This is a genomic window from Pseudomonas sp. St386, from assembly GCF_018325865.1.
GTDB classification, from domain to species: domain Bacteria; phylum Pseudomonadota; class Gammaproteobacteria; order Pseudomonadales; family Pseudomonadaceae; genus Aquipseudomonas; species Aquipseudomonas brassicacearum.
Map to the genome: position 1 here is coordinate 2,744,288 of NZ_AP021900.1, position 12,008 is coordinate 2,756,295.

The 12,008-nt window shown below is 60.8% G+C and carries 10 protein-coding genes; 5 read left to right on the forward strand and 5 right to left on the reverse strand.

Translation table 11 applies throughout. From position 1 onward, the window contains the following. Positions 1–5 precede the first annotated feature (5 nt). From KI235_RS12170 to KI235_RS12185, 4 genes are all read right to left on the reverse strand, one after another. Complete coding sequence (locus KI235_RS12170) at positions 6–1,247, reverse strand: FAD-dependent oxidoreductase (protein ID WP_003200563.1); 1,242 nt, start codon at positions 1,245–1,247, stop codon at positions 6–8. Beyond that, on the reverse strand, positions 1,229–2,134 hold the full coding sequence (gene folD, locus KI235_RS12175; protein WP_013692958.1) for a bifunctional methylenetetrahydrofolate dehydrogenase/methenyltetrahydrofolate cyclohydrolase FolD: 906 nt from the start codon (positions 2,132–2,134) through the stop codon (positions 1,229–1,231). Before folD (KI235_RS12175) ends, KI235_RS12170 begins: the two co-directional genes overlap by 19 nt. Beyond that, positions 2,131–2,997, reverse strand: a complete 867-nt coding sequence (purU, locus tag KI235_RS12180; protein WP_003200567.1) for a formyltetrahydrofolate deformylase — start codon at positions 2,995–2,997, stop codon at positions 2,131–2,133. The genes folD (KI235_RS12175) and purU overlap by 4 nt, the downstream gene beginning before the upstream one ends. 281 nt (positions 2,998–3,278) lie before the next feature. Further along, positions 3,279–3,878 carry a helix-turn-helix domain-containing protein gene (locus tag KI235_RS12185; protein WP_003200568.1) on the reverse strand — a complete coding sequence of 200 codons (600 nt, stop codon included), beginning with the start codon at positions 3,876–3,878 and terminating at the stop codon, positions 3,279–3,281. A 282-nt stretch (positions 3,879–4,160) separates the two neighbouring features. Here KI235_RS12185 and glnT point away from each other — a divergent pair, with 282 nt between their 5' ends. From glnT to KI235_RS12210, 5 genes are all read left to right on the forward strand, one after another. After that, positions 4,161–5,495 (forward strand): type III glutamate--ammonia ligase, encoded by a 1,335-nt coding sequence (glnT, locus tag KI235_RS12190; protein WP_003200570.1) that lies wholly within the window; start codon positions 4,161–4,163, stop codon positions 5,493–5,495. A 75-nt stretch (positions 5,496–5,570) separates the two neighbouring features. Then, entirely contained in the window at positions 5,571–6,476 is a 906-nt protein-coding gene (locus KI235_RS12195; protein WP_003200573.1) for a glutamine amidotransferase family protein, read from the forward strand. 11 nt (positions 6,477–6,487) lie between these two features. Further along, positions 6,488–7,171 carry a protein glxC gene (locus KI235_RS12200; RefSeq protein ID WP_003200575.1) on the forward strand — a complete coding sequence of 228 codons (684 nt, stop codon included), beginning with the start codon at positions 6,488–6,490 and terminating at the stop codon, positions 7,169–7,171. 20 nt (positions 7,172–7,191) lie between these two features. Continuing rightward, positions 7,192–8,532: an FMN-binding glutamate synthase family protein gene (locus tag KI235_RS12205; protein WP_003200577.1), complete on the forward strand. Its 1,341-nt coding sequence runs from the start codon at positions 7,192–7,194 to the stop codon at positions 8,530–8,532. Between the two features lie 201 nt (positions 8,533–8,733). Continuing rightward, the gene (locus tag KI235_RS12210; RefSeq protein WP_046062870.1) at positions 8,734–10,059 is read left to right on the forward strand and encodes an ammonium transporter; all 1,326 of its coding nucleotides are present in this window, start codon (positions 8,734–8,736) and stop codon (positions 10,057–10,059) included. 1,000 nt (positions 10,060–11,059) lie between these two features. Here the strand turns inward: KI235_RS12210 and folD (KI235_RS12215) are convergent. After that, positions 11,060–11,974, reverse strand: a complete 915-nt coding sequence (gene folD / locus KI235_RS12215; RefSeq protein ID WP_028236568.1) for a bifunctional methylenetetrahydrofolate dehydrogenase/methenyltetrahydrofolate cyclohydrolase FolD — start codon at positions 11,972–11,974, stop codon at positions 11,060–11,062. Positions 11,975–12,008 lie beyond the last annotated feature (34 nt).

Sequence of the window (12,008 nt, forward strand, 5' to 3'; positions counted from 1 at the left end):
CTCCGTCAGTGACTGGCCGCCGTAGCGCCCATTTCGTTGACTTGCTGGAAGGTCGAGAAACGTTCGAGGCCGAACGGCTTGATCAGGTCTGGCACCTTGCCGCCGCTGGCGACCAACTCGGCCATGGTCTTGCCGCAGATCGGCGTGGCCTTGAACCCCCAGGTGCCCCAGCCCGCGTCGAGGTAGTAATTCTTCACCGGCGACAGGCCCATGATCGGACTGTAGTCCGGGGTCATGTCGGTGATCCCGGCCCATTGGCGCATCAGCTTGGCGTTGGCCAGGAACGGGAACATCTCGATGGCATGGGCCAGCAGGCTCTCCTTCAGATCGAGCGTGGAGCGGGTATTGAACAGCGGATAGGGGTCGGAGCCGCCGCCAAACACCACCTCGCCACGACTCGTTTGCTGCACATAGCAGTGCAGGGCAGAGGAGCTCACCAGCGGATCGAGGAACGGCTTGAACGGCTGGGTGACCATCGCTTGCAGCGGGAAGGTCTGGATCGGCGACCGGATTCCGGCCTTGGCCATCAGCAATGAACTGTGCCCGGCAATCGCCTGCACCGCGCAACCACACTTGATGGTGCCGCGGTTGGTCTTGACGGCGGTGATGGCGCCATTCTCGATGATCAGGTCCTGGACTTCGGTGAGCTGATGGATTTCCACACCGCGCTTGGCGGCTTGTTTGGCGTAGCCCCAGGCCACGGCGTCGTGGCGCGCGGTGGCGCCGTCGATGTGCCACAGGCCGGCGAGCACCGGCAAGTGGCCGGGATCGAGGTTGAGGCTGGGCACCAGTTCGCGGATCTGCTGGCGGTCGATCATCTCGGTGCGACCGCCGAAGTGCTTGTTGACCTCGGCCCGCTGGCGGAACGAGCGCACCGTGGCATCGGTGTGGGCCAGGGTCAGTTGGCCGCGCTCGGAATACATGATGTTGAAATCGAATTCGTTGGACAGCGACTGGAACATCCGCACCGACTCGGCATAAAAGCGCACGCCTTCGCTGGTCAGGTAGTTGGAGCGGATTACCGCCGTGTTGCGTGCGGTATTGCCGCCGCCCAGGTAGGACTTCTCCAATACCGCGACATTGGTGATGCCGTGGTACTTGGCCAGGTAATAAGCGGTGGCCAGGCCGTGGCCGCCGGCACCGATGATCACCACGTCATAGCTCGATTTGAGTTCCCGTGGTGGTGGCAGATCCACTTCCACCGGGTACTCCGAACTCAGCCCGTATTTCAATAGATTGAATGGCATAAGGCCTCCGATTGGCTGCGTAGGGCCCGGTGTTGTGCAAGGGCTGCGGTGACGGTGTTTTTCATCAGGAAGGCAATGGTCATCGGGCCGACACCACCGGGTACCGGGGTGATCGCCGCGACGTGCGCCAGGGCGCTGTCGAAGTTGACGTCGCCCACCAGACGGCTGCGGCCATCGTCGTCGATACGGTTGATGCCAACGTCGATCACCACGGCGCCAGGCTTGAGCCAACTGGCGTCGATCAACCGCGGGCGACCCACCGCAGCGATGACGATGTCGGCCTGCCGGCACAGCGCCTGGGGATCCGGGCTGCGCGAATGCAGGACGGTCACCGAGCAGTCGGCTTGCAGCAACAACGCGGCCATGGGTTTGCCGACGATGTTCGAGCGGCCGATCACCACTGCGTGCTTGCCGCGCAGATCGCCGCAGGTTTGTTCCAGCAAATACAAACAACCACTGGGGGTGCAAGGCGCGAGTACCGTGCGACCCTGGCTGAGGCCGCCGACGTTCTGACTGTGGAACCCATCGACGTCCTTGTCCGGCGCGATAGCCTCCAGTGCCCGTAATTCATCGATATGGGCAGGCAGCGGCAGCTGCAGGAGAATACCGTGGATCGAGCGATCGGCATTCAGTCGAGCGATCAGGATGAGTAGCTGTTCAGTGCTGGTGTCCGCAGGCAGCCGATGTTCCAGCGAGCGGATACCCACCTCTTCGGCGCGCAGGATCTTGTTGCGCACGTAGACCTGGCTGGCCGGGTCGCTGCCCACCAGGATCACCGCCAGTGCCGGTTCAATGGCCTGCTCGCGCAGGCGTACCACGTCCTCGCGGACCTGTATCAGCACGCGGGCGGCGCTGGCTTTGCCGTCGATCAGTTTGTGCGTGTTCACCGGAAGATCACCGTTCTGTCCTGGTTGAGGAAAACCCGGTGCTCCAGGTGGTACTTGACCGCCTTGGACAGGGCCACGGTTTCGGTGTCACGGCCGGTGGCCACGAGATCGTCGGGCAGATAGACGTGATCGACGCGCTGCACTTCCTGCTCGATGATCGGTCCTTCATCGAGGTCGCTGGTGACGTAGTGAGCGGTGGCGCCAATGAGCTTCACGCCACGCTGGTAGGCCTGGTGATACGGCTTGGCGCCTTTGAAACCTGGCAAGAACGAATGGTGAATGTTGATCGCCCGCCCCGAGAGTCGCTTGCACAGGTCATCGGAGAGGATTTGCATGTAGCGCGCCAAAACCACGAGTTCGGTGCCGGTGTCGTCGACGATCTTCATCAGTTCGGCTTCCTGCCGGGCCTTGGTGTCCTGGGTCACCGGCAGGTAGATGAAGCGAATGCCTTCGCGTTCGGCCATGGGGCGCAGGTCGAGGTGGTTGGAAACGATGGCGGTGATGGTCATGTCCATCTCGCCCTTGTGGTAGCGGTAGAGCAGGTCGGTCAGGCAGTGGTCGAACTTGCTGACCATCAACAACACGCGCATCGGCTCGCGGGTGTCGTGCAGTTCCCAGGTCATCTCGAACGCCCTGGCGACGTCGGCGAAACCGTCCTTGATCTGTTGAATGTTGCCCTGATGACCGTCGTTGAAGCGGAACACCGCACGCATGAAAAAACGGCCGCTGAAATCATCATCGAATTGCGCCATCTCCCCGATGTAGCAACCGTTGTCCGCCAGGTAAGTGGTGACGGCCGCGACGATGCCGGACACCGCGGGACAGGTGATCTTGATGATGAAATGGTTTTTTTCGTGTTGCATGACACGTCCTCGGGATGATGGCGGCAGTTCATCGCATAGCGAAAAATGTCTGAGGACAGCAGGCTCATTCCTTGAGCGTATTTTCTTGTAAGGAATAAAATATTCCTGAAGTGGCTTTATAGGGGAGTGGAGGCGGGACGTCTAGGGGGTTGGGAAAGTTTTTTAACTGAGGGGAATTTTTTGTGAGGGGCGGCGACTCGTTTCCGTCGGTCGAACGCGGTCAAAAATGTGGGAGCGGGCTTGCTCCCACAGGTTGATCTTCATGCTTCGGGAGGGGGGCGTTATTCTTTGTCGTTGCCGTAGTTCATGATCGACAAAAGCCGGATAGGCACCTGCACCAGTTGCTCGGGGCCATGGGGGATTTCGCCTTCGAACGTCAGGCTGTCGCCAGCCTCCATGCGGTAAAGCTGATTGCCGTGGCGATAGATCAGTTCACCTTCCAGCAGGTGAAGGAATTCGGTGCCGGGGTGAGAGAAGGTCGGAAACTCTTCACTCGCGTCATCCATGCTGACCATGTAGGCCTCGAAGCTTTTCTTCGGCCCGCGGGTGTGGTTGAGCAGATGGTAGGTATGGCCTTTCTCGGTGCCACGGCGCACCACTTCCATGCCCTGGTCAGCCTTGACCAATAGCGCACTGCCGTCTTGCTGGTCGTATTCGCTGAACAACTTGGACAGTGGCAGGCCGAGCACGTCGCACAGGCGGCTCAGGGTATCGAGACTGGTGGACACCTGGGCGTTTTCGATCTTGCTCAACATGCCTTGGCTGATATCGGCGATCTTGGCCACGTCAGACAATTTCAGATCCTGAGCCTGGCGCTGGCGCTTGATCTGCAATCCCAGGTATTGCTCAAGCTTGAGGCGCGGGGCGGTTTCGGTCGACATAGTCATCAATCCTGCACACTTTCCGTTCAGTAATATTAGTTTCGCACTGAGAAAGTGCAAATAGCGGCGTTCCGCTCGCGTCTGTCGAGCGATATTCCCACGGGGAAAAGAATTTTCCCATATATACAGCACAAAAGCGCTTTCTGAAGACCGTCGGCGCTTCACTCGCGAATCTGGCAAGGGCCTTGCATTCCTATTGGGAAACTAACTTTCTTTTTAGGAATAAAAAGTCAGTCCAGGCCCATCCACAATGTTTTGCCCTTTCGCGAGGAGTGACGAGCAATGTTGCCAGCAGAAACCCAGCGCATCATCGACAAGCACGCAATCAAGTACGTGCTTGCGCAGTTTGTGGATATACACGGGGCGGCCAAAACCAAATCGGTGCCTATCTGTGGGCTCAAGACCGTTGCCGAAGAGGGGGCTGGTTTTGCCGGATTCGCGATCAGCGGCATGGGCATGGAGCCCCACGGGCCGGACTTCATGGCCCGTGGCGACCTGTCCACCCTGACCCCGGTGCCCTGGCAGCCGGGATACGGGCGAGTAGTGTGCATCGGCCACGTCGACGGCAAGCCGCATCCATACGACAGCCGTTATGTGTTGCAGCAACAAGTGCAGCGCCTGGCAGAAAAGGGTTGGACGCTCAACACCGGCCTGGAGCCCGAGTTCAACCTGATGCGCCGCGACGAGCACGGCAAACTGCAACTGGTGGACCTCAGCGACAACCTGGACAAGCCTTGCTACGACTACAAAGGCCTGTCGCGCTCCCGCGTTTTCCTTGAGCGGCTGACCGAAGCCTTGCAGGCCGTGGATTTCGAGGTCTATCAAATCGACCACGAGGACGCCAACGGCCAGTTCGAGATCAACTACACCTACAGCGACGCCATGACCTCGGCGGATCGCTTCACGTTTTTCCGCATGGCCGCCGGTGAAATCGCCAATGACCTGGGCATGATCTGCTCGTTCATGCCCAAGCCGGACCCGAAACGCGCCGGCAACGGCATGCATTTTCATCTGTCGATCAGCAGTGCCGAAAACAAAAACCTGTTCCATGACGCCAGCGACCCCAGCGGCATGGGCCTGTCGAAAATGGCTTATCACTTTGCCGCCGGCTTGCTGGCCCATGGTCCGGCGCTGTGTGCCTTCGCCGCGCCGACGGTCAACTCCTACAAGCGTCTGGTGGTCGGCAATTCGTTGTCCGGCGCGACCTGGGCGCCGGCCTTTATCGCCTTCGGCGCCAACAACCGTTCGGCCATGGTGCGGGTGCCTTACGGCCGCCTGGAATTCCGCCTGCCGGACGCTGGCTGCAATCCCTATCTGGTCAGCGCCGCGATCATCGCCGCCGGCCTGGATGGCATCGATCGCCAGTTGGAAATCGACCACGTCTGCAATGAGAACCTCTACAGCCTGAGCCTGGAACAGATCGCCGCGCGGGGCATCAAGACCCTGCCGCAATCGCTCAAGGAAGCCTGTGACGCCCTGGAGGCCGACCCGCTGTTCGCCGAGGTGCTGGGCCCGCAGATCGTGGGCGAGTTCATCAAGCTCAAGCGCATGGAATGGGTGGAATACAGCCGCCACGTCTCCGACTGGGAGATCCAGCGCTACACCGAATTTTTCTGACTCTCAGTGTTTTTACAACCATTCGGGCACCCGGCACGGCGTCGAGTGTTCAGTGCCTTCGAAGGAGACTTTGTTATGTGTGGGATCGTAGGTCTTTACCTGAAAAACCCGCAGCTGGAATCCCAGCTCGGCAAGCTGTTCGAACCCATGTTGCAGGCCATGACCGACCGTGGGCCGGACAGTGCCGGGTTTGCCATCTATGGCGATGAAGTGGCGGACGGTTGGGTCAAGCTGACCCTGCAGGCAACCACCGAAGGCTTCGATTGGAAAGCTCTGATGGGCGAACTGGAAGGGCGTCTCGGCTGTTCGCTGGACTGGTTTCAGAACGCCAGCGCTGCCGTGCTCAAAGTCAATGCCCAAGAGGCGCCGGTACGTCTGGCCCTCGCCGAACTGGCGCCGAGCGTGCGCATCATGAGCGCTGGCCAGAGCATCGAAATCCTCAAGGGCATGGGCTTGCCCCAGGAAATTTCCCAACGTTTCGGCCTGGCCGGCATGAAGGGCAGCCATATCATCGGCCACACCCGCATGGCCACTGAAAGCGCGGTGACCATGGAAGGCAGCCATCCGTTTTCTACCGGCGCCGACCTGTGCCTGGTGCACAACGGCTCGCTGTCGAATCACTTCCGCCTGCGGCAGGAACTCAAGCGCGAAGGCATTCACTTCGAGACCGACAACGACACCGAAGTGGCCGCCGGCTACCTGACCTGGCGCCTGCAGCAGGGCGATTCATTGAAAGAAGCGCTGGATCACTCGCTGGAAGATCTGGACGGTTTCTTCACCTTCGCCATCGGCACCCGCAACGGTTTTGCCGTGATCCGCGACCCGATTGCCTGCAAGCCGGCGATCCTCGCCGAGACCGACGATTACGTCGCCATGGCGTCCGAGTATCAGGCCTTGTCGAGCCTGCCGGGCATCGAACACGCCAAGGTCTGGGAGCCGGCACCGGCCACCATGTACATCTGGGAACGCGAGTCAGCTTAAGGAGCGCACACATGAAAACCATCGACCTTTCCACGGCCACCGTGCGTGAACTCAATCAGGCGTTGCACGACCAGGTCAATAGCGTTGAAGAGCGCGAATGGGTGGTGACTCATTCGGACGGCAAGCACAACCTCGCGGTCGGGGTGAACGAAGTGCTGTCCATCGATATTCAGGGGCACGCCGGCTACTACTGCGCGGGCATGAATCAAAAGGCCTCGATCACCGTTCACGGCAATGTCGGCGTCGGTTGCGCCGAGAACATGATGTCGGGCTACGTCCGCGTCAAAGGCAGCGCCTCCCAGGCGGCCGGTGCCACGGCCCATGGCGGGCTGCTGGTGATTGAAGGGGATGCCGGCGCGCGTTGCGGCATTTCCATGAAGGGCATCGACATTGTCGTGGGCGGCAGCATCGGTCACATGAGCTGCTTCATGGGCCAGGCCGGGCGTCTGGTGGTCTGCGGCGATGCCGGTGATGCGCTGGGCGATTCCTTGTACGAGACCCACATCTACGTGAAGGGCAATGTGGAGTCCCTGGGTTCCGATTGCGTCGAGAAAGAGATGCGCGCCGAGCACCTCCAGGAGCTCCAGGACCTGTTGAACCGTGCCGGTTTCGCGCACAAGGCGGCTGACTTCAAGCGCTACGGTTCGGCCCGTCAGTTGTACAACTTCAAAGTCGATAACGCGTCCGCGTACTGATCCGCGCGAGGAGAACAGATATGAGCGACCCCATCAGCCAAAAAACGGCTCCGGTACTGCGCGAGTCAGCCACCTTCGACCGCCTGACCATCCAGGAAATCCAGCGTGCCGCCGAGACCGGCATCTACGATATTCGCGGCGGCGGCACCAAGCGCAAACTGCCGCACTTCGATGATTTACTGCTGCTCGGCGCCAGTGTTTCGCGTTACCCGTTGGAAGGTTATCGGGAGAAGTGCGGCACCGACGTGATCCTCGGCAACCGCTTTGCCAAGAAGCCGATCCACCTGAAGATTCCGGTGACCATTGCCGGCATGAGTTTCGGTGCGTTGTCGGCCAATGCCAAGGAAGCCCTGGGCCGTGGCGCGACCATCGCGGGCACCAGCACCACCACCGGCGACGGCGGCATGACCCCGGAGGAGCGCGGCCAGTCACAGCATTTGGTCTATCAGTACTTGCCGTCGCGCTACGGCATGAATCCGGACGATTTGCGCAAGGCTGACGCGATTGAAATCGTCCTGGGGCAGGGCGCCAAACCTGGTGGCGGCGGTATGTTGCTGGGGATGAAAGTCACCGAGCGTGTAGCCGGCATGCGTACCTTGCCCATCGGTGTGGACCAGCGCAGCGCTTGCCGTCACCCGGACTGGACCGGCCCGGATGACCTGGCGATCAAGATTGCCGAGCTGCGCGAAATCACCGATTGGGAAAAACCGATCTACGTGAAAATCGGCGCCAGCCGGCCGTACTACGACGTCAAGTTGGCCGTGAAGGCCGGGGCGGATGTGATTGTGCTCGATGGCATGCAAGGCGGCACGGCGGCGACCCAGGAAGTGTTTATCGAACACGTGGGGATTCCGATTCTGTCGGCCATCCCGCAAGCGGTACAGGCTTTGCAGGAGATGGGCATGCATCGCAAGGTCCAGCTGATCGTTTCCGGCGGGATTCGCAACGGTGCCGACGTCGCCAAGGCGATGGCGCTGGGGGCGGATGCGGTGGCCATCGGCACCGCCGCGCTGATCGCGCTGGGCGACAACCACCCGCGCCTGGACGAGGAACTGAAGAAAATCGGCTCGGCCGCCGGTTTCTACGATGACTGGCAGAACGGTCGCGACCCGGCCGGGATCACCACCCAGGACCCGGAATTGTCCAAGCGACTGGATCCGGTGGAGGGCGGCCGCCGCTTGGCCAACTACCTGCGCGTGTTGGTGCTGGAAGCCCAGACCATGGCCCGGGCTTGCGGCAAATCGCACCTGCACAACCTCGATCCCGAGGATCTGGTAGCGCTGACCGTGGAGTCGGCGGCCATGGCACGGGTGCCGTTGGCGGGGACCAACTGGGTTCCGGGTTCCGGTACCGGTTACTGACCAAAACCTGTGGGAGCGAGCTTGCTCGCGATGACGGCGGCACAGTCAAGACCGATGCAAGCTGACCCACCGTTATCGCGAGCAGGCTCGCTCCCACAAGTCCTGTTCATGACATTAATATTCGAGAGGCCGAGAAGGCCCGTATCTCATTCTTTACTGCTCGCTGCCCGACACCCACCTTTCTTTGCAGGAGCTTTGAACATGGTCAATCGTCTTCTTGGCAAATCCCTTCTTGGCTTACTGGCTACCGGCGTGCTTGTGCCGCTTGCGCAGGCGGCCGAGACGCCGACTTTGAACACAGGCAGCACTGCCTGGATGGTCACTGCCGCCGTGTTGGTGTTGTTCATGTGTCTGCCAGGCCTCGCGTTGTTCTACGGCGGCCTGGTGCGCGCAAAAAACATGCTTTCGCTGTTCACCCAGTGCTTCGGCATCGCCGGCCTGGTCGGCGTATTGTGGGTGATCTATGGCTACAGCATGGTGGTCGACAGCACCGGCATGGTCGAAGGGCAGGTGACCTTCAACAGCTTTGTCGGCGGCCTGAGCCGGGCCTTCCTGGCGGGCATGACTCCGGAGAGCCTGGTAGGAGATATTCCGGAGGGCGTGTTCGTGACCTTCCAGATGACCTTCGCGATCATCACCCCGGCGCTGATTGCCGGTGCATTCGCCGAACGCATGAAGTTTTCGGCGGCGCTGTGGTTCATGGCGTTGTGGTTCACCCTGGTGTATGCCCCGGTGGCGCATATGGTCTGGGGTGGTGCGGGGGCTTTGATGCATAACTGGGGGGTACTCGATTTCGCCGGTGGCACCGCCGTGCACATCAATGCCGGCGTCGCCGCTTTGGCGGCGTGCCTGATCCTCGGCAAGCGCAAGGGCTATCAGAACACGCCGATGCCAGCTCACAACCTGAGCCTGACCATGGCCGGTGCGGCGATGCTCTGGGTGGGTTGGTTCGGCTTCAACATCGGTTCCGGCGGAGGCCTCAACGGCACTTCTGGCATCGTCATGCTCAACACCCAGTTGGGGGCGTGCGCCGGCATTCTCGGCTGGATGTTCACCGAGTGGTTCAAGGTTGGCAAACCAAGCGCTCTGGGCCTCGCCAGTGGTGCCTTGGCCGGTCTGGTCGGCATTACCCCTGCGTGTGCCTATGTCGGCGTCGGCGGTGCGTTGGCCATCGGTTTGCTGTGTGGGGTGTTCTGCTACTTGAGCGTCACCGTGCTCAAGCGTCGCTTTGGTTATGACGACAGCCTCGACGTATTTGGCCTGCACGGTATTGGCGGGATGATTGGCGCGGTGCTGACTGGGGTGTTCTGCGTGCCGTCGGTGGGAGGATTGGTCGAAGGTGTGACCATGGGGGCCCAGGTCGTGGCGCAAATCAAAGGCGTGTTGCTGACGACGGTCTACTGCTTTGTCATCAGTTGGCTCATTCTCAAGGTGATCAACGCGGTGATCGGCTTGCGCGCCAATGAGTCGGTGGAGGAGATGGGGCTGGACCTGGCTGAACACAACGAGCGTGCCTACAACCACTGATCGTTGCTGTTGATCGACAGGGTTCACCTTCGAGTGTTCACTTGGAAAAAGTGGTGCTGTATCTGCTTGCTTTGGTGTGTATATCCGTTGCTGCGGTAACGGCGGCTTATGGTTCCGCTCTTACAGCAGGTCACTTTTGGAAGAGCCGGGAGCCGGACCAGCCAAAAGTAACCAAAAGCGCCTTGCCCCACCACTCGGCACCTCGCCTAGGCTCGGTGTGCCCTCACTCCGGCATTGCCCCGTGGGCCGCCGCGAAGGGCCATCCATGGCCCAGCGCGGCTACCTCGGCATCCATGCCGAGGTGCCCACTCCACAATGCCTGCGTTCGGCCAGCGTGGTTAACGGGGCGCCGAGATCAAAATCCAAAGCAAAGCAAGAGCCTATGTGGCTGAACCACCGCCATCGCGAGCAGGCTCGTTCCCACAATGGTCCTGCTGTGAACACAAGACTCAAGAAAACCCAAGATCCCTTGTGGGAGCGAGCTTGCTCGCGATGAGGCCCGCACATCCAACATCACCGCAAACTGACCCACCGTCTTCGCGAGCAAGCCCGCTCCCACAGGGGAACGCGATCACCCAGAGCCAGGTCGGCTATCAGGCCGCCTCGGTTCTGTTTTTGATCTGGGGCGCCCCGTTAACCACGCTGGCTGAACGAAGGTATTGCGCAGTGGGCAACCCGGCATGGATGCCGGGTTAGCCGCGCTGGGCCATGGATGCCCCTTCGCGGCGGCCCACGGAGCAATGCCTTCGTTCAGGCACACCGAGCCTAAGCGAGGTGCCGAGTGGTGGGGCAAAAGCGTTTTACTTTTGACTGGGCCGGCTCCCGGGCTTTTCAAAAGTGAGCCGCTGTAAAAGCGGAACCCTAAGTAGCCGTTACCGCAGCAACGGATATACACACCATCCTCACGTAAAAACCATGCCTCTCGGAACAGAAACTCAAAATCTCCGGGAACGCTCAAGTGAACAGCATTACACCCTCGAACGGGCCGTACGCGTTGTGCTCAACTCACCACCAGACGGCTAGCAGATGCCAGCCCACGGGCGTGCTGCAACTGGCTGGCGATCAGGGTGTTCTTGAGCAGATAAGCAATGGTCATCGGCCCGACGCCACCGGGTACCGGCGTGATCGCGCTGGCGACGGTGCGCGCGCTGGCGTAGTCGACATCGCCCACCAGATGGCTGCCGGATTCGTCGGTAATACGATTGATCCCGACATCGATCACCACCGCCCCAGGCTTGAGCCAACTGGCATCGATCAGCGCTGGACGGCCTACCGCTGCGACGACGATATCGGCCAGTCGACACAACGCCGGGGCATCGACGCTGCGTGAGTGGACCACGCTGACCGAGCAATGAGCCTGCAACAGCAGGGTCGCCATGGGTTTGCCGACGATGTTCGAGCGCCCGACGACCACGGCGTGCAAGCCGCTCACATCACCGCAGGTTTCCTGCAGCAGACGCATGCAGCCGCTGGGCGTGCAGGGCGTAAGGACTTCTATGCCTTGCACCAGGCCGCCGACGTTTTCCCGATGAAAACCGTCCACGTCCTTGATCGGGTCGATGGCATGAATGACGGCCGCCTCGTCGATATGCCCCGGCAATGGCAACTGCACCAGAATGCCATTCACCGTGGCATCGGCGTTCAGTTGGGCAATCAGTTCCAGCACCTGGCGCTGGCTGGTGTTTTCAGCCAGACGGTACTCCAGTGAGCGGATGCCGACGTCCTTGGCTCGCAGCAGCTTATTGCGCACGTAAACCTCGCTGGCCGGGTCTTCACCCACCAACAGTACCGCCAGGGCAGGGTAAATGTGCTGCTGCGCCAGGGTCAGAACCTCTTCTCGAACCTCGTCGAGAACCCGGGCGGAGATGGCCTTGCCGTCGATGTCGCGGGCAAGTGCGGGGGTGGTGCTGATCAAAAGAGTCACCGTTGTCTTGATGGATAGAGGGCCG